The 24,335-nt window shown below is 34.7% G+C and carries 23 protein-coding genes; 6 read left to right on the plus strand and 17 right to left on the minus strand.

Going from position 1 to position 24,335, the window contains the following annotated elements; all coding sequences use genetic code 11:
• Positions 1-336: 336 nt before the first annotated feature.
• From AAC601_RS02445 to AAC601_RS02455, 3 genes are all read left to right on the plus strand, one after another.
• Positions 337-1,032 (plus strand): ABC transporter ATP-binding protein, encoded by a 696-nt coding sequence (locus AAC601_RS02445; protein WP_303268051.1) that lies wholly within the window; start codon positions 337-339, stop codon positions 1,030-1,032.
• Positions 1,019-2,365, plus strand: coding sequence for a TolC family protein (locus tag AAC601_RS02450; protein WP_340152381.1), 1,347 nt, complete (start codon positions 1,019-1,021; stop codon positions 2,363-2,365). Before AAC601_RS02445 ends, AAC601_RS02450 begins: the two co-directional genes overlap by 14 nt.
• A gap of 284 nt (positions 2,366-2,649) precedes the next feature.
• Positions 2,650-2,967, plus strand: a complete 318-nt coding sequence (locus AAC601_RS02455) for a hypothetical protein (protein ID WP_303268053.1) — start codon at positions 2,650-2,652, stop codon at positions 2,965-2,967.
• 24 nt (positions 2,968-2,991) lie between these two features.
• On the opposite strand, the gene AAC601_RS02460 is transcribed toward AAC601_RS02455, so the two are convergent.
• On the minus strand, positions 2,992-4,215 hold the full coding sequence (locus tag AAC601_RS02460; RefSeq protein ID WP_340152382.1) for an alpha/beta hydrolase-fold protein: 1,224 nt from the start codon (positions 4,213-4,215) through the stop codon (positions 2,992-2,994).
• Between the two features lie 568 nt (positions 4,216-4,783).
• On the opposite strand from AAC601_RS02460, the gene AAC601_RS02465 reads away from it, so the two are divergent.
• Both AAC601_RS02465 and AAC601_RS02470 read left to right on the plus strand, forming a co-directional pair.
• The gene (locus tag AAC601_RS02465) at positions 4,784-5,518 is read left to right on the plus strand and encodes a DUF6326 family protein (RefSeq protein WP_340152383.1); all 735 of its coding nucleotides are present in this window, start codon (positions 4,784-4,786) and stop codon (positions 5,516-5,518) included.
• The gene (locus tag AAC601_RS02470; RefSeq protein WP_340152384.1) at positions 5,508-5,912 is read left to right on the plus strand and encodes a DUF6326 family protein; all 405 of its coding nucleotides are present in this window, start codon (positions 5,508-5,510) and stop codon (positions 5,910-5,912) included. Before AAC601_RS02465 ends, AAC601_RS02470 begins: the two co-directional genes overlap by 11 nt.
• Here AAC601_RS02470 and AAC601_RS02475 read toward each other — a convergent pair.
• On the minus strand, positions 5,909-6,487 hold the full coding sequence (locus AAC601_RS02475) for a Crp/Fnr family transcriptional regulator (protein WP_340152385.1): 579 nt from the start codon (positions 6,485-6,487) through the stop codon (positions 5,909-5,911). The two genes, AAC601_RS02470 and AAC601_RS02475, sit on opposite strands and share 4 nt — an antisense overlap.
• Positions 6,488-7,187: 700 nt before the next feature.
• Between AAC601_RS02475 and AAC601_RS02480 the strand changes: the two genes are divergently transcribed.
• Complete coding sequence (locus tag AAC601_RS02480) at positions 7,188-8,120, plus strand: NAD(P)-dependent alcohol dehydrogenase (RefSeq protein WP_340152386.1); 933 nt, start codon at positions 7,188-7,190, stop codon at positions 8,118-8,120.
• 494 nt (positions 8,121-8,614) lie between these two features.
• On the opposite strand, the gene AAC601_RS02485 is transcribed toward AAC601_RS02480, so the two are convergent.
• From AAC601_RS02485 to trpS, 15 genes are all read right to left on the minus strand, one after another.
• Positions 8,615-9,469: a type II CAAX endopeptidase family protein gene (locus AAC601_RS02485; protein WP_340152387.1), complete on the minus strand. Its 855-nt coding sequence runs from the start codon at positions 9,467-9,469 to the stop codon at positions 8,615-8,617.
• 83 nt (positions 9,470-9,552) lie between these two features.
• Positions 9,553-10,725: an alpha/beta hydrolase-fold protein gene (locus tag AAC601_RS02490; protein WP_340152388.1), complete on the minus strand. Its 1,173-nt coding sequence runs from the start codon at positions 10,723-10,725 to the stop codon at positions 9,553-9,555.
• 114 nt (positions 10,726-10,839) lie between these two features.
• Positions 10,840-11,052, minus strand: coding sequence for a hypothetical protein (locus AAC601_RS02495; protein ID WP_303268061.1), 213 nt, complete (start codon positions 11,050-11,052; stop codon positions 10,840-10,842).
• 20 nt (positions 11,053-11,072) lie between these two features.
• Positions 11,073-12,137 carry a serine hydrolase gene (locus AAC601_RS02500; protein ID WP_303268062.1) on the minus strand — a complete coding sequence of 355 codons (1,065 nt, stop codon included), beginning with the start codon at positions 12,135-12,137 and terminating at the stop codon, positions 11,073-11,075.
• Positions 12,138-12,226: 89 nt separating this feature from the next.
• Positions 12,227-12,892: a hypothetical protein gene (locus AAC601_RS02505; protein WP_303268063.1), complete on the minus strand. Its 666-nt coding sequence runs from the start codon at positions 12,890-12,892 to the stop codon at positions 12,227-12,229.
• Between the two features lie 269 nt (positions 12,893-13,161).
• A complete protein-coding gene (locus tag AAC601_RS02510) occupies positions 13,162-14,412 on the minus strand; it encodes an alpha/beta hydrolase-fold protein (protein ID WP_303268064.1) in 1,251 nt (416 codons plus the stop codon).
• 357 nt (positions 14,413-14,769) lie between these two features.
• Positions 14,770-15,138: a DUF6567 family protein gene (locus AAC601_RS02515; protein ID WP_303268065.1), complete on the minus strand. Its 369-nt coding sequence runs from the start codon at positions 15,136-15,138 to the stop codon at positions 14,770-14,772.
• Positions 15,139-15,324: 186 nt separating this feature from the next.
• Complete coding sequence (locus tag AAC601_RS02520; protein WP_303268066.1) at positions 15,325-16,188, minus strand: DUF4249 family protein; 864 nt, start codon at positions 16,186-16,188, stop codon at positions 15,325-15,327.
• Positions 16,188-18,566: a TonB-dependent receptor gene (locus AAC601_RS02525; protein ID WP_340152389.1), complete on the minus strand. Its 2,379-nt coding sequence runs from the start codon at positions 18,564-18,566 to the stop codon at positions 16,188-16,190. The genes AAC601_RS02520 and AAC601_RS02525 overlap by 1 nt, the downstream gene beginning before the upstream one ends.
• Before the next feature lie 69 nt (positions 18,567-18,635).
• Complete coding sequence (locus tag AAC601_RS02530) at positions 18,636-19,202, minus strand: hypothetical protein (protein ID WP_340152390.1); 567 nt, start codon at positions 19,200-19,202, stop codon at positions 18,636-18,638.
• A 709-nt stretch (positions 19,203-19,911) separates the two neighbouring features.
• Positions 19,912-20,517: a hypothetical protein gene (locus tag AAC601_RS02535; protein WP_340152391.1), complete on the minus strand. Its 606-nt coding sequence runs from the start codon at positions 20,515-20,517 to the stop codon at positions 19,912-19,914.
• Positions 20,518-20,671: 154 nt separating this feature from the next.
• Positions 20,672-21,943: an alpha/beta hydrolase-fold protein gene (locus AAC601_RS02540; protein ID WP_340152392.1), complete on the minus strand. Its 1,272-nt coding sequence runs from the start codon at positions 21,941-21,943 to the stop codon at positions 20,672-20,674.
• Positions 21,944-22,106: 163 nt separating this feature from the next.
• The gene (locus AAC601_RS02545) at positions 22,107-22,559 is read right to left on the minus strand and encodes a hypothetical protein (RefSeq protein WP_303268071.1); all 453 of its coding nucleotides are present in this window, start codon (positions 22,557-22,559) and stop codon (positions 22,107-22,109) included.
• A gap of 5 nt (positions 22,560-22,564) precedes the next feature.
• Positions 22,565-22,963 carry a hypothetical protein gene (locus AAC601_RS02550; protein WP_340152393.1) on the minus strand — a complete coding sequence of 133 codons (399 nt, stop codon included), beginning with the start codon at positions 22,961-22,963 and terminating at the stop codon, positions 22,565-22,567.
• A gap of 154 nt (positions 22,964-23,117) precedes the next feature.
• On the minus strand, positions 23,118-24,179 hold the full coding sequence (gene trpS, locus AAC601_RS02555) for a tryptophan--tRNA ligase (RefSeq protein ID WP_340152394.1): 1,062 nt from the start codon (positions 24,177-24,179) through the stop codon (positions 23,118-23,120).
• Positions 24,180-24,335: the final 156 nt, after the last annotated feature.

The following is a 24,335-nucleotide window of genomic DNA, read 5'->3' on the forward strand; positions in this document are numbered from 1 at the left end:
TGAGAACTATCCCCTTGAGGGGATTATAGGGGTGTTATTTTTGAGATGTAATCCTTTCAGTTGAGAACAGGAAACCCTTGTTGTATAGAAGAAAAAAGAATAGGAAAGGACTATTTGCAAATGAAATTCAGTGAATTCAACAATAGATTTAGCGTGAATTTAAGAAGAGATTTAACAAGTGGCAACACTCATTGGAAGCCTAAATTCCGTGTCCGTTTTCGGACGTATTCTCTCGCTTTTGGACAGTAATAGAAAGGAAAAAGGCTTTGATTGGCTGTTAGAGCTAGTAGTCGGTACTGGCACACAAATTGAAAAAACACATTAAAAAATATAGAGATGATACAACTTTCAGATATTGACAAATCAATCTCAAATCGATTTAGCAAACAATTTATATTGAAAGGCATAGACCTTACAGTTGAAAAAGGTGAATTCCTGACCATAATGGGACCAAGTGGTGCTGGAAAATCTACGCTATTGAATATTATCGGTTTATTAGATAATGCTTCTCAAGGGGAATATCTTTTGGATGGTAGCGTGATTCATTCGCTCAATGACAAAAAGAAATCAACGCTCCATAAGGAGTATTTTGGCTTTGTTTTTCAAGCCTACCACCTTATCGATGAGTTGACAGTATATGAAAATATTGAAACGCCCTTATTGTACCGTGGAGTGAAATCTGCTGAACGAAAAAGCCTGGTTGCTGATGTCCTGGATCGATTTGGGATAGTAGCTAAGAAAGATCTTTTCCCAGAGCAGTTATCGGGAGGGCAGCAACAATTGGTGGGAGTTGCACGCGCTATAATTGGAAAACCGGCAATTCTACTAGCAGATGAACCCACCGGGAATCTACATTCCTCTCAATCGAAAATTATAATGGAATTATTCCAAGAGCTTAACACTCAAGGAACTACTATTATTCAAGTAACACACTCAGAAGAGAATGCATCATACGGTTTTAGGATAATCGAATTGGAAGATGGCGCAATTACTAAAGACTATTTGAATGAATCGAAAAATGCAGTACTATAAACGAATTATAATCATCCCTTTCTTACTAATTTGTTCTTCACTTCAAGCGCAAGAAAGCACGAAAATATTAACTTTTGAGGAGGCCATAAAAGTTGGTTTAGAACAAAATATAGCATTGAGAAAGAATGTGAATCAATTGAATGCTCTTTCTATGCAGGAAACGCAATCGAAAATTGATTTTTTACCTTCGGTTTCAGCTAATGTTCAAGCAGCGCGTCAAGGTGGGCAACAGTTTCAGCTGGTGGAAGATGGTTTTGAGATTAATAATGTTCAGGCGAACCGATTGTCAGGAAACCTTTCTGCTTCTGTTGATATTTTCCGAGGACTTGGTAGACTTAATCAAATCAAAATGGCCGATCTAAACTATCAAGCTCAAAGGAGTGCAATTGAAAGAAGTAAGCAGCAAGTAGTATTTGACATCGCACAACAATATTTGCAACTATTACTTGATAAAAAGTTGATGGAGATTTCCTCCAATGCAATTCAAGATCAGAAAAATCAGCTAGAAAGAATAAAAGGCTTTGTTTTGACGGGTTTACGACCCCAAGCAGATGCTCTCGCACAAAAAGCTACTTTAGACCAATTGGAATTATCTTTTATAGAAACAGAGAATACTTACTTATTGGACAAGGCACGTCTGGCACAGACTTTACAGCTTGATTTATTAGAAGATTATGAAGTGTCCGAAGCTTTTGGATCAGCAAGTACATCACTCGAGGCTTACCAATTATCAGAATTGTTTGAATTAGCCATTCAAAATAGATCAGATCTAAAGCAACTAGATTTGCAGCGCCAGGCGACCGATACAAATATTGATTTTTTGAAGTCAAATTATCTGCCCACCTTATCAGCTTTTTATCAATATGGGACACAATATAGCTCCTTGAATTCGCTTGGTATTAGTGAACAGTTATTTGATCTATACCCCAATAATACTGTTGGACTGAACTTAAGTATTCCTTTATTCAGTAATTACGTGAACAAATCAAGAGTTGCAACAGCACAAGTAGAATTGGCCAATAGCCGACTTGATGTGGAGGACCTTAAAAGAACCATATTTCAAGATGTACAAAATGCGTATTTAAATTTCAATGCAGCTGTTAAAAGAGTTGAGGTGAGTGAATCAGTATTGAATTCTGCTCAAGAGGCCTATAAGATGCAAAATGAGCGGTATGCGGAAGGAATAGCAAATCTTTCAGACTTATCAATTGCACAGCAAGCTTTAATCACGGCACAGGCTAATCTAGAGCAGGCAAAATTCACTTTATTATTTCAGCAAACTATCCTTGATTTTCATACTGGAGTCTTGCAAGTTGAAACACTGAACCAATAAGGGATTTAAGGTACGACATTTCGTTTCGGTTTATTTTTGAAATCATTCAGGCTAATTTATAAATACCATAGTAATGTAAAGAAGGAGCTCAATAGCAATTGTATGACTCGAAATGACATGAAACTAGCTTTTGGGATAGATTTAACAATCTTTAAATCCCATTGGGGAGGATAATTTGAAATATGCGGTGGACAGATTTCTCAAGTTGTATTTAACAAAATGTATAAATATCCGTTTTATTTAGAATTTATTTAAATAAATAGTTAGCCTAAAATTAGTGGAAAATGGTACTTATACACATTGTAACCGATAATGAGGAACAAGCAATTGAAATTACTGATTTGTTAATCGAAAAGAAGCTTATCCTGAATGCTTTAATGATTGAAAAGGCTAAAATGCGTAAACGCTTGAAAGACGGTACTTTTGAAACTCACCCGCAGACCTTAGTTATAGGAAAAACAAAGGGCTTGCTTTTTAATGATATCGATTTGCTGCTACGCGAAAAATATGGGAAGATGATGCCAACCTTATACTCTATTGCCATTGTAAATATGGATTGGGACCAAGCTGATGAACTGATGGCAGAGACGCTAAAGATTTAAAATATTTTTCGTCTCGCTTTGAGCTTACTCTTTGCCGTAAAAATAGACTAGAATATCATCTAATTGGGCAGCCCAAGCTCCCCAGCTGTGACCTTCATTAACAGTCATCAATTCAATATTTAAAGCTTTAGATTCATAGATTTCTTTCATTTTTATTGCATTTTCAAGCCCGTCATTGAAGGTGCCAGCAGTCATAAAAATTTTAGTATCAGAATGTTCAGCTGCTTTTACGATATCATAAATCTGATTGGCTCGGTACCAATAAGCAGGGGATTGAATAGCAATATTTTTGAAATGCTGAGAGGCTTTGGCTCCAAAATAGGATGAATTGATTCCACCAAGTGAGGTGCCTAGAATAGCTCTTTTGTCAGCTTGAGAATCGGTTTTGTATTGTGTATCAATTTGAGGAATCAGTTCCTCAGTGACAAAATCCAGATAATTTACATTTATAGGGTACTCGGATTGTCTGCGGTTTGTATTCAGGTTATTCGGATCTCGTGGATCAATAAATACAGTCAAAATTGGCTGTAGAGATTCATCTGCAATCAAGTTATCCAGTACTGTAATCATATTGCCTAATTTCTCATCGCTATACTCATGGCCATCAGTGACATAGATAATAGGAAGGTCTTTCAAATTTTCATAATCTGCAGGGAAGTAAACTTGGTATGCAATTTCATACTGTAATTGGTTACTGAAAATTTGAAAAGACTCGACCGTTCCTCTTTGAATTCCTGCAGCAGTTTCTAAAGCACTCTCAGCTTCATATTCGGGCATTCTTAATTCAGAATTAGGTCCAAAACCACTCCACTGCTGGTGCTCGTTTTGAGGATCCAAAATCCAATTACTACCATTTACAGTAATTTTATAGTCCAAACGGGCATCTTTAGGAAATACCGATGACCAATACCATAATTTGGTACCTTCTATATTTGTTCCGTCATTCTTAAAACTTTGGTCTTGAGACCATGAATTGAAATCTCCATTCCAGCTCACTTCTTGAGCATCTCCGAAATAAAAGAAAACGGCAAGACTATCTTTTGTATAGGGAATGCTGTTGTTGTTTTTCATTTCATTCCAGAATTCTTGAGTAGCGTCTTTTCGCTCTTGTTCAAATTCTATTGCTGAGATCGAATCGAGTTTTTCAAGTATAGTTAAATCTACTTCCAGAAGAGTTGGAAGTTCTTGGTCTTTGCAGGAAGTCACAAATGAACTAAATATTAGTAAAATAGGGAGGAGTGTTCTCATCTTAATAGAAAAGGGGTATTTATTTTAGTTAGCAATGATAGGAAATATTTTTGGCATTTATAAAAAGCGATGAGGATATCTGAATAGATGCAGTAACTTGAAAGGTAGTGAAGCAGGAGTTGAAACTACCTATCAGGTCTAAACTGATTGATTATTGGTCTTACATATTATAATTGTGCATCACAATCTGATTAAAGATTTGAACCAGATTTGCGTTTTAGATTAAAGATTTGAACCATTTGTTTTTAATTATTGATGTGTCCTCTGAATAAAGTTTATCTACCACAAAAGGACTTTAATTGACCTTTAACTTACTACTGAAGTAAAACTTATAATGATATATTGAGCAATGAGGGCATTCAAGCACATTAGATGTGCGTCCAATACAATGATTTTTTTGGGGACCATACTTTCTTAATAGGCGAATGGTTTTCCGAATAGCTATTGTTAATTACTGGCTTTATCTAGTACCAAAAAGTTTAGGTTTAGTAATTCCTTTCTTAACCAAAGTCAATGATAATGATATCCCAGCAGATTTACTTTGTACTATCATAAAAGTAAAAAGAAAATGGATATCAGAAAACAGATCATTTTAATGTTGAGCGGAATACTTTTGAACCTATCATGTTTTGCTCAGGAGGGTAGATTGGCTGTACAGTTCAATCGACATAGTATTCCTAGTAATTTTGAATTTAAGAACAATTTAAAATTCGAGAAGAAGCTTTTTTTAGCTGATAAGCTAGAATGGAACAAGAAAAAGGATTTTCAAAGTCAATACCAGTCGAATACATGGGATAATTTAAACTTGGAAGTGGGAGTTTCAAGTGCGATGATAGTTCAAGCTAATAATAATCTGAAGCTTACAAATCAGTTGCAATCAGAACCTTTTCTTAAAAACAGGCGCAATCTATATTCAAGTATGTGGGCATTCGCTTCTTTGAATTACTTGTATGCAGATTTAGTAGGTTTGATGGATGCCAATATTCATGCACAATATGAAGCCGGCTTAGTAGAAGGAACCAAGATTACACCTGAATTTTTATCAGTTGCAGCCGTTTTTATGCAAATCCCAATATCTAATGTGTTTTTACCTCACCTCATAAAAGATGAAAAGACCTTGCGTTGGGTGCAAATAGCCTCAGGCACAGTGATGACCTTGGTGCAGGCTAGTACTTTATTTATTGGGAAACCCACCCCACATTATGCTGTATTTTCGGCATTTGAAATTGCTGCTACTACCTTCATAACAATAGACGCTATTAAATGGAAAGTGAAATCTAAAAAGGAAAGAAATGAAAAATAAAAAAGAACTCTTAAGCGTCCTTTGGATATTTGTGACCTTAAATTATTTGTATTGTGATTTAATTGGTTTAATGGATTCAAGTCTGCTAAAGCAGTATTTAACGGGAAAAGTAGAAGGAATGGTGATTGATGAAACCTTCCTACTTTATGCGGGAATCTTAATGGAGATTCCTATTGTGATGGTTTTGCTCTCTAGAATATTGAAAAGAAAAGCAAATGCAATAGCCAATATTTTTGCAGGTAGTGTAAAGACTTTAGCCACGGTAGCCTCCTTATTTGTTGGGACATTTACAAGCTATTATTTATTCTTCGCAGTGATAGAAATAGCCACTACTATTTTTATTGTGGGATATTCTATTCAATGGTTCAGACAAAAGAGTAGCGCTATAGATTAATCCTTTTGCGCTAATTTTTTTCTTATTCTACTGAGTGATTCAGGTTTAACCCCAATATATGAGGCAATATCGTATTGTGCTACTCTTTGGAAAATATCTGGTCTTGCAGCCAAAAGCTTTAAGTATCGGTTTTCTGGCTTATCAGTAAGATGAGAGACCATCTGTTCTTGTTGCTCCTTAAAGACGGTTTCCATTATTTGGCGAGAAACCCTTTCGAATTTCGGAAACTGTTGAAATAATTTAACGGCTTTTTCCTCATCACCAATGACTACTGTGGTATCTTCCACACATAACAAGTTATACTTGGAAATTGATTTACCTTCCACCGTTTCAAAATTGATTATCCATTGTTCTTCTGTAAAGAAATTAGTGGTAACCTCATTGCCATCAACATTTTTATATTGCCTAACCAGCCCTTTCATTACAAGAAAACTCTCGTTTTCATACTGCCCCTCTTTGATTAAGAAGCTTCCTTTCTCGAAAGTCTTTAGCTCCATAGTTTCGGAGAGTATTTTGCTCTCCTCAGATGAAAGATTTGTAATCTTTTTAAAATAATTTATTACGCTTTCGGTCATTAGTTTGTGCTGCTATAAGTCAAGTTCTAAGCAAAATACTTAAACTTTTCTTTAATTAATAAATTGAAAGCAACCTAGTCATTAATTTGGATTGGGGAAATCTATTTATGCTAATTCTTAAAACCCATCAGTTTAGTCAAGCGAGGTAGGATTAGCTATTTTTCTATTCAAAGATTTTTAGCAGATCTCAAAGCTGAGGCTTTCACATTAGTCCTACCACTTACTTTCTCATTAAATCTGTCTAGTGTTACATTATCAATTTTCCGTCCTTCTATAAAGACAAACTGATGTCTCCCCAAAAAACTCGACAGTAAGTTTAGTTTTAAAGACTATTAAATTTACTGATTTGACATGTAGAAAATCTGTCTGCCGACACATAGGTTTACAAGCAAGTTTAAACCAAGGTGTCGCTAGAAGCAGGTTCGCTTTGACCTGGTCAGTTTCCAATACTATAATGAGGAAAAAAGGCATTCAAGCATCGAAGATAAGCGTTCAAAGAAGGTAATTTTTTCTTTCAGGCCACCCCGTTAATCAATGAGTGCGTCCTAAAAGAAAAAGTTTTTCTAAGAAAATGCAAGTACATGTCCTCTAGGTCGGGGAGAGATAGATTAGAGTCTTGCACTTCTTAACCCAAGTCAATGAAATTGAAATGCACCATTAATAACTTTGTTAACATAATGATACACTAAAAAATAAAATTATGAGAGCAATTGAATGTTTAAAGTATGGGGGTTCTGAAAACTTAGTATTAACGGAATTTGAGAAGCCAACACCAAAGGATAATGAAGTGCTTATAAAAATTAAAGCTACCTCGGTAACAACCAGCGATGTTCTTATTCGAAGACTGAACGAACCAGCGGTTTCGAGATTTATTCTACAGATGATTTTTGGTTTCGGTAAACCAAGAAACCCAATTTTGGGAATGGTGTCTTCGGGTATTATTGAAGCCAAGGGGAAGGAAGTAAGCAAGTTTAATGTAGGCGATGAGGTATTTGCATATGGTTCAGTTTCACCAACAAAACGTCATTTTGGTTCTTATGCAGAGTACATCTGCTTGCCTCAGGACTGGAACATTGCACACAAACCAAACAACAGAAGTTTTCAAGAATCAGCAGCCATTCCTTATGGTGGATTACTTGCTTCTCATTTATTGAAGAAGACTTCGATTAATAATGGAGACAAAGTACTGATATATGGCGCTTCGGGTAGTATTGGAACCATGGCGATTCAATTGGCAAAGCATGATGGGGCGCACGTTACAAGTGTTTGCAGCGGCAAAAACTTTGATTTAGTGAAGTCTTTGGGTAGCGATGAAGTGATTGACTATAGGGTAGATAATGCCGAATCGCAACTTTCAACATACAAATATGTTATTGATGCCGTAGGTAATAATAAGTCTTCGGCACTCAAAGAAGCAAGTAAAAAAGCAGTGACATCTGAAGGAAAATACATCTCCATCGATCATGGAACGCCATTAACTCCTAAAGAAGCATTCATGAATTTAAAATCCTTGGCGGAGCAAGACATGATCACAGCTGTCATTGACCGAGTTTATCCCTTGGAGAAAATAGCGGAAGCACATGAATATGTGGAAATGGGACATAAACGAGGGAATGTGATTATAACTGTATAAGCGAGCTAAATCGTATTTCATTTAAGAACAGATAATAGAAAGCCTACAATTCATCCTTAAATTGTCCTTACTGTACCAAGAACTCACATTTATAGAATTGCTTTGTTTGCATACTCTCGGCAATGGCCTCTGCCTTTTCTTTTGAAAGCGCAGGTATTCTTGAAAAATAGTCTACAAATTTGTTTTCCATGAGTTCATTCCGAATCCTTATTTAATAACCATTAAAACAATATTTCTTAGGTTTTATGTCATCCTCAGGTTGTTTGTAAAGTATGTGCCTTTACAAACACAAAGCTTCAAATTACCAATTTGCTAAATATTTTCTTAAATGTAATCATTTTCGATTTTAGCACCATCTGCTCAATGACCTATATTTAGTGTGTGTGCCGAGTATGGGCCAATGGTATCGAAGATACCATATCATTCCAAAGGGTGCTAGGCGCACTGTGGGCTTATGGCTCACGGCCGACTCGATTAGGCCCTGTTTTTTTCAGTTACAATTTATCTTTAATTGCTTTTCTCCAAAAGTAAATTGCAAAAACGAAAGTCACAATTGCAAACATAATTCCGTTTTCACCAAGCCAATGTTCAGTTCCAACAGTTTTCATTGTTAGAGGGGGTAATAATTTTTGAATATACACATTGCTCACTGCGTGAAAAATTACTGCTGGCCATAGACTTTTAGATTTAAAAGTGTAGTATGTCATAATAAATGACATAGAAATAATTACTATGAAGAATGTTATAAATTCCAATAGCACATTATTATTATAGTACACAAGCAGCGGCCAGTGCCAAGCAGCCCAAATAAATCCACTAAAAATAGATACACCAGTAAATGAAAGTACCTTTCTCAATTCATAGATAAAAAAGCCTCTCCATCCAATTTCTTCTCCTAAAGTTGTTGCTGAGGCTCTTATTACTTCTACAGTACCTATTAAAATAATGGCTATTATTGTTATTGCCGTTGGATTTAACGTTCCTATTCCAAACAAACCAAGTTCTTTTCCCCAGTCTAAAATTACTTCTTCATTGGCTAAACTTCCAAATCCGAAACTCCAGATTAGTATATAAGTGATTAACCCATATAAGGCAGGAATGAAATAAGACCATCGGATATATTTCCAATTTCCCCAATTCCAATTCAGAGATGAAATTTTACGCCCTTTTATTTTTAAGGTGATAAATGCAGCAATAGCAGGACACCACATGATTGCTCCAACATATATCCGCGATGGATATAATTTTACAATGGCATAATGGAAAGGTGAAGTAAGCGCAAATACGAGAGCGAGAAATAGAAAGATCGTTTTCCAGACTTCTTTACGTTCCGATAAATTTTCTGGCATTTAGTTTTCTGGTTAGTTTATTTTTTTGCAATTACTTTCACAAGTTATCCCGCATTTGCTAAAGCGGATGTTACCAATCGTATTTATTTTCTATTGCTTAATTCTTTTATTTTCACTCTGGCGTGTTCATTACTAGGGTTTAGCTCAAGAGATTTTTCGTAATTTGCGATGGCTTTTTGAGTATCACCTAATATTTCATAAGCTTCTCCAAGACTATCATAGGAATTAGATGATTTAGGGTAGTTTTCTACATTCAATGTGAAGAATTCTAATGCCTTGGCTTTGTCTTTATCATTTCCACTTCGTATCATTCTGTAACCTAATTGGTTTACAAGATACTCAGGAGGTTGGAAGTGCCATGAAAGTCGCTTAGAAAGTGTTTGAAAATGCCTAATTAGTTGATCTTTATCTTTCACATCACGATAGGAAATCCCATAGCCTTTAAAAATTGCGGAGATTCCATTATGAAAAGCAATGATTGGAACTGAGCTATGGTCTTCATTATCGAAGTATTCTAATTTTGCAGGCAATTCGCCTTTGCATTTGCTATTCAATGCTTCATATAACCGTACATGCCGATCACGATTTCTGATGTTCCTTTTGCCCCAATTGGCAGTGGCTATGTAAATAAATCTTTCAAATGGTCGTTCTGTCAGTGAATCTAATTTTTTGTCCATGGTTTCTGAATCCCATGTCCCAAAACTTGGGTCAACTGCAATAAATGAATTGAAAACTGTCTTTTCTTTCATATAGGTATGAGTGGCCAACAAACCTCCTAAGGAATGTCCAAAAAGCATTCTATATGGACTAGTCCTAAACTTTTGATCTAGTTCAGGTATCAGTTCCTCTTCCAAAAAACTCAGAAAGCTATCTCCGCCACCTGTATTATTCTCTCTAACTGTAATGACTTTGTCTGGCGTGTAGTCTCTTCTTCTATCAACATTTTGAATAGCCACCACAATCATTTCTGGAATTGTCAAGCTTCTGTACGCATCAGAACTCATGTAGTTTACGATTCCTGCTATGGGCTTAAAGTGCGAGTTTCCATCAAGTACAATAAGCACTGGGTATCTCTTGTGGGATGATGCTTTATCATGGTATGAATCAGGGATACTAACCCAATACTCTCTATCTTCATTCAAGATATTAGACCTAAGTGAATGTTTTGTACCGATTACAATTTGTCCAGCATCTTGTGATTTTACCTGATTAAGACCTATCAGTAAAAGTAGTACTGCAATGATATTTTTATTCATTTTGTTAATTTTTATATGTTTGTGAAGGCACATACTTTACAGAAGTTAAAGTATTTTCTTTTCGTTTATATCATGGTTTCTATGGTATATTTCATTTTGCTTCTGAAATTCTTCTCATTCATAACCATATACTTTGCCCAGAGAATCCCTTATTCGAATAGGTTCCTGTTCAGTCCTCCAAATGGTATCCAGCATGGCCACCAGTTCCTCTGTATCAATCTCGGCCGTTTTAGCAGCTTTCGTAAAATCACTATTTTGCTTTTTTGCTTGATTACAAGAGGCTAGTATAAATATGCTTAAAATCATTATGTAATTTACTATTCTCATAATAGTCTTAGGGTTATTTTTTAATTTGGATTGTAGATTTCAACAGCCTTCCTAATCACATTCATTTGTGTTTGAATGCTATTTCTCCGTCTATAATCGCTTTTTGTTTTAAAAGCTAGGACAACATCTATTTCTGGATATACAGTAATGTTTTGTCCTAATGCACCTTGAGCTGAATAAGCATTTTTTAATCTAGCGTCTTCTGTGTTTTCTATTAACCACCACATATATCCATATCCAAGATCAAGGCCGTCTTCTTTTAGAACAGGTGCATTTTTCTGGGCTTCAAGATAAGAGGTTCTTTGAGTAATCATTTCCTCTACCCAATTCTGTGGTACAACTTGCTTTTCTTTCCATTTACCCTTTCTCAACATCAACAAACCTAAACGAGCCATATCCCTTGTTGATAACCATATATGATAGGCTGGAAACTTCGACACTTCCAGATTCCCATTTTTTATTTGCAAAGATCTCTCCCAGTCTTGCATTTCAAGAGGTTCTACTAACTGTGCCTCTATTTCATCATAGATATTTCGATTCGTTTCTTGTTCGAAAATATATCCGGCCAAATTAAAATCCCAATTACTGTATAGCCAATAACTACCGGGTTTAACAGATCCTCTTTCAGGTGCAAGTCTTCTGAAATCACCACCATTTGAGCCAGGTAAGAAAACTCCTGAACGTGCTGATATTAAGTCTTTGATAGTTGCTGATTGTTCAAGTTCAAGAAATGGAGTATGGTCTTCAATTTTCAATTCTTTAAGTGACTTATCAAGGTCAATGACTCCATTTTCCACATATTTCCCATAAAGAATAGCCAATACACTTTTTCTACATGATGCGATATAGCTGTTTTCTTCTAAATCCCCGAATTCAAGTACAACCTGTCCTTTATGAATAATGACCAGTCCAGTAATATAGGTGCTATCAATTATATAGCGAGTGAAAGTTCTACTATCTGCATCACCCCAACCTGCTTCCACCGGATTTTGATGAGTTGCCCAATTTATGTCTGGATAAATTTGAGCTTCACTAGAACAGCTTAATAAAATGGATGATACAAATAATATTAAAGTGATTCTCATAGTTCGTTTTAATAAATGCCAACGGTGAGTATATGAAGCGTAGCGACCGAAAGGGAGCTATGATTTCATATATAGTGTTAGCAAACGTTTTAATTAGTCTTTTCTATCAATGGATTTCGTATCATAAATATTCCAATCCATAAAAACCAAAATATTTGACCAATTCCAAAAACCTCTGTAAAAATATCTAATGGATAAATTGTTAATATTCCTGCTACTCCAACTAGAATACCCAAAAAAATTAGTGGTTTAGAAAACAAATGCCCTTTCAAGGCAGCTAGACTTAATAATAATACCCAAATTCCTCCAACTATTTCATTTCCACCACCAAGCCCTTCTGTAATGATATTAGTAGCGGAAAAAACTAACATTGCATTTTCAGGCTCTTTACTTCCCATTTCAATGATAGCGTTGAGACTTATATTATCTATCATCCCACCTGCAATAACCAACCCAGCCCAAATTACACCAAAAACAGATGTTATTTGTGAACTAATTAGTGAATAAGTTTTTAATCGATGGTAGATTGCAATAACCAATACTACCAATACTATCCCAAATAAAATATAGCTGGTAAAAGTCAATAATGAAAAAGTCAGGTGATTCTCTGTTAGGAAGTTAAGTCTTTCATTTGCACTGGCAGTAGCATCTGGATATACTAGTATAGCTCCGTAAATAATGAAGGCAACGATATATATAAGTCCCTCAAAAATTGCGCAAGCCCCACCTATTTTTTGTAATTCTTTTTCATTCATATTTTTTGTTTTTTGAGTAAAAAAATTCAGAAACTATTTTGCTACTGCATTTTGCTTAATGTTTGCTAACAATTGAATAAACGCAATTATTGCCTTTAGCCTCTAGTTATTAGATATAAGCGCAGTGCTCTTTTGGCCTAACGTTCTTGTATATGAAAACTAGCGGATTTTACGCACTATTTTTTCAGTTTCAAATGACCTATAATTTATTGATATTCATTTATTTAAGCGAATAAACTACTATTTTTATATACGTTGTTAGCCTTTCGTTATTTTTTATTTACCGCTTCAATTCTTTCTTTATAGTAATCTTTACCACTTAATTCAAAGGCCTTGTTTAAGTATTTTAAGGCATTCTCTTTGTCGTTTTGAGATTCATAATACTCAGCCATCGAATCATAGGCATTTGCACTATTTGGATTTTGTTTAATGTTCATTTCAAAAAACATGAAAGCTTTTTCAGGCTGTCCCATTTGCATATTCATATAGCCATAGCCATTTAACATTTCGTCTACCATTGGTGCAGTGGGAACACCAAAATGTTCGGTATAGATTTGTTCCTGCTCCTTCAATAGCGAAACCAATTCTTCTATAGGTGTTTCTGGATTATTAAATTTTTGAGGAGATTTGAACTGATACCATTGAAAAAGAAAAATCAGCCCATCTCTTATTGTTGGTAGCGGTACAGTACCATGTAAATCCTCATGATAAACCTTCCATGAAAAGTTTAATTGATTTTGGCTCTTCGCAAGTTGGGAGAATTCTATTATAGAACGTGCAGGCAATGAGAATTCTGAAGTGTCACTCATTACATTATCAATAGTTATACTTTCATTTTGTATATGTAACATCTCTGCAGCAAGTGAAACAAAAAGCGATTTCCCATTGTAATCTTCCGTTTTAAATTTGTCTTTAGCTTGCTTTAATAATTTTTGGTTGTCCCAATCCAAAGTTGGATCTATGGCTATATAATTTTGAAAGAGATGTGCATGGTTAACCAACATATTTATGGTAAACTGCCCTGCATGGGAATGACCAATTAATGTGCGGTAGTTCATGGTTGGATACTTACTATCAATATATGGGATGAGTTCCTCTTCCATAAATTTAGTAAAGGTTTCTGCACCTCCAGTTTCATAATCAAATGCACTCCCGCGTCTCATTTTTAGCTGCGAAGTAGTTAAATCTCTTGTTCGGTTCTTGCGATTAGAAACCCCAACAAGTATCATATGGGGCAGGTAATGCCCCCAGTAATTACCGTAAACAGCTTCCAAAGTGCTTTCTAGTGAAAATCCATCCATTAGATAAATCACGGCATATTTTTCATCATTATCTGGCTGAAAATTATCTGGTAATCTTACCCAAAAGTCACGACTTTCACTCAAAGTTTTAGAAAATATGGAATCGACTATTCGATTTTGAAATTGCTCTGTTTGGGACTCAGTTGTTTGTGCAATTGCAGGTTGATTGACCATTAAAATCGATGCGATAAGTACTAATAAGTAGATGTAATGTTTCATTGATTTCTTTTGAATTTAAATACGTTAAAATAAAAATTATATTGGTTATTAGTTGTTTTTAATGAAGCCTAACAACTCAGTAAATGTAATATAAACATTAACCACAAGTACTTCATCGACTAGGTCTACCGCTATTTAAGGACTTTTTTAGAAGGTTGTTTTTGAATTAATATAAGTCATTAACCTATTTTCCTACTAACGTTCTCTGCTATGAGCAGTAGCGTGGATTTCTACTTAACTTTGCAAGTACTCACCAAGCTGAAAATTCTGCAAGGAATTCCAAACAAGGCGAGAACAAGCAATTACTGCTAGCTATAATAGTTATACTTTCAAACTAAGACATTATCTGTTTACTGGTCAATCTGTAAATTCAACTACGTTGGCACTTACAGTGAGTGTTCGTTTCGTGAAAAATGGAGGAAACCCACCAATATGTTCTTCGGTCACAATATTTATTAAGGCCTTAGAACCAGTCAAATTTGCATCTTTTACCATGGCACTGTAAGCATCTTGGTACAGTCGCCTTTTGTTAAGCCCACCAATGGCCAGAACATATGATACCTCAGAGGTACCGCTTACTTTTTCTACCACACTGAAATTATTACTGCCAAGATGTACCTGGGTAGTGTTTTGGTTCTGGTTCAGCATAAAGGAATGACTGACACCGCACGAGCTAAGGATGAACAACAAAGCTACTGAGGTAAATAGAATTGATCGATTTTTCATGTTTAATTTTTGTTTATTTATTGTTTACTATTGACTAATTGTTTTTAAGTTTAGTATGCTGATAATTCAAATCAATTGAGCTAAAAAAACTGTAATTATTCTGATTTATATATTGCAACCTACTTTTCTATTCATTTTTGAATAGCATTTTTCTACTCGATTGGCAGATGTTAGACTAAAATGCATTTAATCCCCTTTCTTAATCATAATACTTCTCGTTTGTACTGAACTAAACTGAATAAAGCCCAACGGTTTATTTTCAGGATTTGTGAGATTATTAATATTCGTAGAAGGATTCACCGGTGGTGCACTGAATACGCCCCCGTCATTAAAAAGTAGATTGGTGAATTCTAAATAATATTGGTAAACATCTTCTTCTATGGCGTAAAATTCTAAAAAGATTTCATCTTCTTCTTCAAAAGAACCAGGAATGGGCAGTCCTTGAAATTCCTTTCCAAATAACTCAGAAGTCAAAATTGAATTCGAAATATCGTCTCTTGAGTTTTGAAGTGTATCATTTACCGAAATATCTAATTTAAAATACTCCACACCCTCATTATTCAGTTTACCATTTACAAACAGAAAATAACCCTCTTCGAATACTGGCTGTCCCAATTCCATCAGCTCTTGATCAGACAAATAATAAATTGAGTCTACAGTGGGGTTTTCTAAGATTTTTCCTGTTGCTTCCAATAATTCTTCATTCGCTTCTATTTGAATTTTATACGCTGATCCAACATCCAAAGTCAAGGAATCGGGTGTTTGATAGATGCTATCCTGGGTATTATAAAAAAAGCTACTAATCAGATTATCATTTTCATCTAGCAAACTGATGTCAGCATCTGTAACTGGGTTCATTCTACCAGTATCATAATAATTTAAACTTTGCGATACTCTGATTCGCTTAATCGTGTTTTTATCAAGGATTTCGCCTTCAATTACTAACCTGGTGTCAGATTGCTCTAAGTCCAAATCAATAATGTTTTGGCAGCTCCAATTAAGTAGAACTGCAAAAAGTACACTCAATATTTTATTTCTATTTGCTCTCATTAGTTAAAAGAAAAATTATAGGTTACGGAAGGAATAATTCCAAATAATGAAGTTCTCACTGCGGCTGGTCTAGTACTGGTTACTGGTCCATCTTGCACTGGATCAAACCTTGGATTTTCATTAGTGACTTCTCTAAATTCTATTGAAAAGGGGTTTTGGCGGTTATAAACATTATAAAATGAAAATGTAAGCTCATGATTGTAATGCTTCCACCTGCTATTCAATTCATATGTTAGCCCTAAATCCATGCGGTGAAAGTCAGGCATCCGGCTAGTATTTCTTTTACTATCATCATAAAAAGGAATACTCTGTCCATTCATGTTGTATCTTCCCTCTGGAAATGACACAGCTGCACCTGTTGCATATATCCAATTTCCAGAGAAGGACAAGCGCTCAGAAAACTTATGCGATAGAACTAATGAAATATCGTGCGGCTTATCGTAGCGAGCTAAATAAGGATCTCCGCTTGCAACACCTTCAATTTGTCTTTGAGTTCTTGAAAGAGTATAACTTAACCAACCTGTTGTTTTTCCAATATTTTTCTTCAGCATGAACTCCGCTCCATAGGACCATGCAATTCCATCTGCTACTGCGGTCTCTATTCTGTCATTAAGTAAAACGTCTTCTCCAGGAAGAAAATCTACCACATTTTGAAGCCATTTATAGTACCCTTCCACTGAGATTTCCCATGCATTATCTTTTAGATTTCTGAAATAACCCACCGCGACTTGATCGCCAATTACAGGTTTGATATGATAATCAGCAGGGATCCATCGATCGGTGGGAAAACCGGCAGTTGCGTTTGTTGCCACTTGCAAATATTGACGCATTCTATTGTAAGAAGCTTTCAAACTAGACTTGGAATTAACCATATACCTAATTCCTAATCTCGGTTCAAATCCACCATAATGTTGAACGAGCTGACCTTCGTCAAAAACCTCAGTTCCTATTTGATTCTCTGCACTCTTTCTTAGACCTTCTTCATAAATAGATACCGAATCAGGCCCAATCTTTGCAAATGAGGAATACCGAACACCATATTCCAAACTCAATTTATCATTGATGGTGTGCTGATTACTCACATAAAGTGCTGTTTCTAATGCATAATCATTTTGGAGACTGAAGTCCTGAACATTGAAATCTTCCGATTTGATTTCAGCAGGAGCAAATACATGGTTTATAACATTAGCACCAAAAAACAAGGTGTTATTATTATTTAGAAAATAATCGAAGTCAAGTTTTAGGTTGTACTCTTTTAAGCCTGAATTCCAATTGAAGCCTGATCCCGCAGAACTTATATCGAACCCATAGTCGAAATCACTGTAGAGTAAAGTAGTATTTAGAAATAATTTTTCATTGAAAAGATGATTCCAACGGGTAGAAAAAGTGGCATTGCCCCAGTCAAAACCGAATAAATCTCCAAGACCCAATTTATCGCGACCAAAATAACCAGAAACGAAAATTTTATCCTTATCGCTAAACCTGTAGTTAAATTTCGTATTGAAATCATAGAAATAGAGCGTGCTAGTACTTACGTCTTTATCTGGGTGAAAATTTAGGAATATATCAGCATAAGTTCTCCTTCCCGATAAAAGCAAAGAAGACTTATCTTTTACAACAGGAATTTCAGCTGTCAATCTGCTGCTGATACTACCAATACCTCCAGATGCTTGCAATTTTTGATTATTTCCTTCCCTCATTTGAATGTCTAATATGGAAGAAATTCTACCGCCATATTTTGCAGGGATTCCACCTTTATAAATCTCTACATTCTTTATTGCATCGGGATTGAAAACAGAAAAGAAGCCAAGAAGGTGGCTGGCATTATAGATAGTAGCTTCATCTAATAATATTAAATTTTGGTCAGCACTTCCTCCTCTTACAAACATGCCGGAAGTGCCTTCCCCAGACGTAGAAATGCCCGGTAATAATTGTAGACTTTTAATTATATCGACTTCACCAAGAAGAGCAGGTATTGATTTAATCCTTTGAATTTGAAGTTTTTCAGTACTCATTTTTACTGAACTAACATTTTCATCACTTCGCGTTGCAGACACTACTACTTCTTCCAGTCTTGAAGCTTCCTCTTCCAAACTAAAATTTATTGAAATATCTTCTGTGACGTTTACTGTTACTTCGTTGATTGCATACCCCACATAGCTCGCTTTCAGCGTATACTCTCCTTTAGGTAATTCAAAGGAATAATAACCGTATATATTGGCAGCCATTCCTATACTAGGCTGGTTCTTATCAACCACTGTTGCTCCGATCAATACTTCTCCCGATCTAGCATCTTTCACATATCCACTGATAGTATATATCTGGGCATGCAATTGTGATGTGCAGAAAAGTATCAAAATCAAAATTCTAAATTTCATGTGTTTATTATTTGTTATAAATCTCTCCCTACCTTAGGCAGAAAGTCTTAAGAATAATTATTGCTTATGTTAGAATTTATACCCTATGCGCAAATGCATATTTGGTTCTAGTCCACCTTTGTCTTCAGAATAACCTGCGCGCTTAGCAAATGTGAAACTGTATCCTATTCCGATACCTGCTTCATAATTGAAATGCTCTCCTAAATTTCTTCTAATTCCCCATGTAGGTATAATGGCGAAATCACTTACCACAGGAGCATCGTCAGTATTGAACAGGGCTAAATCGGGATGATAACTAGTTTTTAAGGCAATAAAATTGCCGCTATTTCCATCAATTCTTTTCGAATTCTTTGAGCGTTTTTTGAGATTGTAATAAAACCTCGGCTCAATAACTATTACAGGGGTGAGGATAAACGGAGAGTTATAATCATCATAGTAAGTAGTTTCCCAGATACCAAAATCAAACCCAAGTTCTGTTCTCAGTGCAATGCTATTTGAAAGTTTCACTTCATTATATGCCCAGATTCCTAAAACTCCAGTTTGTAGTCCGAATGTTGATTGTTCAACGCTAGTATTTTGAGACTTGGCGATAAAAGTTAGTCCGCACAATGTCAAGATTAATAATGTCCTTTTCATAATTTCATTTTTTAAATTCCTATTTTCACAAAGTATCTCCCGTTATTATTAGTCCATTTTTTTAAAGGGGAAATGAATCATCTAATGATTCTTCACTTTGCTTTATCGATTTGATAATGTAAAGATGGAGTGAAAAGGAAGGTGAATCGTCCTAAAATGAAATTCAGTACTTAATAATGATATTTAGTACCTTATGAGATAGGTTAAATTTGATTATTCTTCACGCAGGCTTTGGGTGTCATTGCTTAGGGCTTTTTAAAGAAGTCATTGAATATCGATTTTGAATTAACACCTCGTGCATAGCTATTGCCAAAAAGGTAAGGATGCTTTTGGTAGGATTTAAAGCATCTTCTTTGTAGATCCTCAATCAAAAACTTTTGATGCTATCATTGAATTCTTAGACTTATTCGTTCATTGAGTAACGAAAGAAAGCCCACGACATGGTTTGTTTCTTTACCAACCTTGGCCAAGTGTCATATCCTTGCTAGCTATTTTAGATGCTGTTAATCGTGGAAATACGACTTAAGGCCAAAAATGACATTCTCTTTTAAAGAAAGTTTTAAATTATGTTCACTTATTGAATGGTCATGATGGTTATGATGACACGAGCTGAAAGCTCGTGTCAACTAAGGAGGCCAAGGTTCTGGCTAAAAAGCTTTGCTGTCACACAGGACAGCTAAGTTTTTTTTTACCATAGTTGTCATATATTTCAAAAATTTCCGAATTTGAACACTAGACCAATGTTTAATCCAGATAAATCTCGATTATTAAGGTTTACTAAGGAGCCTCCGAATACTTGTCGATAAGATACACTTATTGCTGAAATAAAATATTTCGAAAAGTTAAATTCTAAATTAACTCCTGGTTCAAAAATGAATAGGGTAGAGGATTCAATATCAACATTATTTTCTTCAATAGATACATTTCCAGCCATAAGATTGATAGGAATAGAAAAGTGAACAGGACTCACCATATTAAATATATATTCTCCAAAAACTCCTCCAGTGCCATAATTTAAAGTCAAAGAAGTACTTTCATTCCCATTTAAGTTATTTCCTAAGAAGTTGTTTTTACTAACTAAACGCTTTCCAATTCCCCCAAAAGCAAATTTATTATTAATAATAACTCCCCCTTTTCCTCCTATCGTTAGTCCCCAATCGCTGTTGATCTGAGTAGTTTCAATTAGTGGCCCACCATACCTACCAAAGGATAGGTTTTTTTTGCTATCATTTGATGAAAATAAGGTCTTGATTTCTTGCGAAAAACAAAAAGTAGAGGACATCATTAGTGAAATGATTAAAATCTTTTTTTTCATAATATATCTGTTTTTATGTGTTACAACGGCATACTGTATGAGTAGAGGCTGAATGCTGGCTTTTCCGTTTCAAACTACTATACAGTTTGAGCGGGTTACAAACCTTAATATTTACTGCATCAACTTCCATTGCTAATAAAAAGATTAGCCTTAGTTATTTTCTTTTAAGTTCTTCAATTCTTTTCTTGTAGTGATCGTTATCACTTATTTCATCAGCTTTTTGCACATATTTTAAAGCATTCGAAATATCATTTTGAGCTTCATAATAATCAGCCATTGAATCATAAGCATTTGCACTTTTCGGATAGTACTCAATAGCCAATTCGAAATACATTTTCGCTTTTTCAGCTTGTTGCATATCCATATTCATATAACCTGACATAGCTAGGAGTTCCTCAGGGTAAGGCGGTTTGTCATATCCAAAATGTTCATTGAGCTTTTTCTCTCTATATTTTATGATGCTATAAAGTTCTTCCTTTGGGGTGTCAAATGAATTTATTTTATCAGTATTTTCCATTTGATACCATTCAAATAGCGAAATTAACCCGTCCATAATTGAAGGGAAAGGGACTGTGCCATGGATGTCGTTCGGATAAAATTTCCAGTCTAGCGATAAACCGTTCTTAGCATTTTGTTTAGCTATATTTGAGAAGGTAATATTAGACCTTGGGAATAAGGTATAGTCTGTGGTGTCTTGCATTACATTGTCTATCGTTATTTGCGAGTTCTGCATATGTAGTTGTCCACTCAATGATATAAATAAGGCTTTGTTTGTATAATTCTGGTTTGCAAATACGTCTTGAGCCTCTTTCAATAGCTTTTGATTGTCCCAATCTAGACTTGGATCTATGGCTAAATAATTCGAAAATAAATCGGGTTGATTAAGTAGTGTGGAAATCGTAAATAAACCTCCATAGGAATGACCAATCAGGGTTCTGTAATTAGTGACTGGATATTTTCTTTCAATAAAAGGAATTAGCTCTTTCTCAATGAACTTCCTGAAATTGTCTGCCTCTCCGTTTTTTTCATTGAAGGGCATACCATATTTGGTGGTTATGGTGGAAGTAGTGAGGTCTCGAATCCTGTTTTTATCATTAGCAATACCCACAAGTACCATATCGGGTGTAAAACCACCGCTATAATAATTTTGAACATCGTTTACAGTAGGTAGAAATATTTCTCCATCTAAAATAAATGCTACGGGGTATTTTTGATTTTTATCTGCATTATAGTTAGCGGGTATTTGCACATAAAACTTTCTTGACTCATCAAGTATTTCAGAATAGAGGCTATCCGCAACACCCACTTTTTGTAAAAATTGTTGATTTTGATTTATCTGAGCTTGTATGAATTCTTGAAAGAAAACAATGAACCCCATTGTCAATGCTATTTTTAATCCTGTTGTCATTTTATTGCTTTTATTCATTCTTGTTGTCTTTAATTTTGTATAACAGTATAAATATGTGTTTTATACGTTTTGAAGCACTTTTCTGTCCATCGGAGCTAAAGTTCGCCACGGAGAGAAAAACTTGCTGGCAGCCTTTCACCCGTCATAAACTATATGCGTCTTAAGTATAGAAATCATTAAATTAGAGCATCTTTCCAGAGATTTCAGCTTGAGCATCTTTGCTACGACCCATAATTGAACCAATGACCATTCCACCAATTAAACCTATAGAAATCCCTAACGAGCGTTCTATGTTAGATAAAATTGCAACTCCAAATAGTAAACCAAATACTAATCCTAGTCCACCATATAAAGTTGTGTAATACCCTTTTGTAGTTAAGGAAAATGTGTCTTTTAAATATTTTTTAAAATCATTAATCGCTTTCTTGTAATATTTTTTTCTGTTCACAGAGTTCGATTTAAAATTAAGATTATCTAATTCTGTTTCTATAGATTGAATATCATTTTCAGGTAAATCTTTCTTTTGTACACTACTTATAATTTGAATAAATTCTTGGTAAACCTTTTTCTCAGATTTACTATTTGTCTCAGCTTCTAAACTTTCAAAAAAGTTAATTGCATTTTTAAGTGTCATAATTTTTAAGCTTTTTTTTCTATTCTGGATGGATTAGTTATTAAGACATAACCAAATAGTATTGCGAAAACGGAATAGGCTACAGTTAACGAAATAACTATTTCTGAATGGGTATGAATTTTAGTAATTATTTTAATTAGAGCTAATGCTCCAACTGCAAAATGCATGAAATTCCCAATAGCGATAGGCCTATTGTAAATGCCGCCAATTAGAGATCCTTTTGCCATCCAATTCAACATTGTGAATCCGAGATAAAGTGCACCTAATAATTGTAGTGACAAAATTGATATTGGGTTTGGTGTTGCGCTCAGACCTGAGATAATTTCATCAGGTATAAACGTGAAAGTGATTCCTAGAGCACCTAAAAAAATACAACTTGAAATCATTACTATTTTTGTGTTCATTCTTTTTTTTTTTATAGTGTTAATGGTGATTATAAGCGTAATTCCGGATTAGAAGCTCTTTACTTTCAATCTACTGATATGTTTGTTGTAATTCAATTATTTCAATTTTAGTGCTTTAGCCCGCATTATGTTTATACAATGTTGTGGGAAGTGATTATATTTTCATATTCATTGCCTCAGTGACTTCACTCAACGTTTCAATAGCTGTTTCTCTCGCTTTACTTATACCTTTAAGCAAAATATCACTGACATAATCTTTATTTTTTTCAAGCGCTATTCTTTTTTTTCTAATAGGCTCAAAATATGTGTTTATGGCTTCTTCTGTTAGCTGTTTAAGTTTTCCTGAACCTTGGTCACCAATTTTATCAGCAATATCTGTTGGGCTTTTATCTGAACATAAAGATGCTAACTTAAGTAAATTGGAAACCTCTGGTCTGTTTTCGGGGTCGTAAGATATGTAACGAATTGAATCAGTTTTGGCAGATTTTATTAGTTTTGCTGTTTCGTCAGCTGTTGACTTTATCATAATTGAATTGTTGCGACTTTTACTCATTTTTTGAATGCCGTCTAACCCAAGAATAGTAGGAGTATCAGTAAAAAGTGCAACTGGTTCAGTAAAAATATTCTTATTGAATTTGGTATTAAATCGCTTTGCAATTTTCCGAGTTAATTCTATGTGAGGTAATTGATCTTTTCCAACAGGAACCACATTACTTTTACAAAACAGGATGTCAGCAGCTTGATGAACTGGATAGATATACATTCCTGCGTTAATATTACTCAGTTTTGAAGCAGTAATTTCTTCTTTAACAGTTGGATTTTTGTTTAATTCTGAACTGGAAACTAATGTCAGGAACGGAATAGTTAGTTGATTTAATTCAGGAATATGACTATGTGGAAAAATATGAGTTTTATAATTTTCAGGGTCTAATCCGCAGGCTAAATAGTCCAAAGTTAGTTCATAGGTGAATTTTGAAATTTCATTAAAAACATTTCTATCTGTCAACACTTGATAATCGGCAATTAAAATATAAGTCTCAATTCCCAAGCTTTGTAATTTTAATCGGTTTATAATGGAGCCAAAATAGTGTCCAAGATGCAAATTACCTGTAGGTCTATCTCCCGTTAATACGCGGTACTTTTGAGGATTCTTATTCAAATCATTTTCTAATAATTTACTTTGCTCTTTTGCTTTTTCAAAACTTTTATTTATCATTTTTTGATTAATTTTATTGAAGTAAGTTCAATTTTTCTCACTACACACAACCGTTTTTGCGTATGTTTTTTTTGTGTGTTTAAGCAACTAATTTTGCAAATACAATCCGAATAGAAAATCAGAGAGGATTTTCGAAAGTAGGCTAGAACTAGCAAT

Origin of the sequence: uncultured Marivirga sp., from assembly GCF_963974845.1 — a bacterium.
GTDB lineage: Bacteria > Bacteroidota > Bacteroidia > Cytophagales > Cyclobacteriaceae > Marivirga > Marivirga harenae.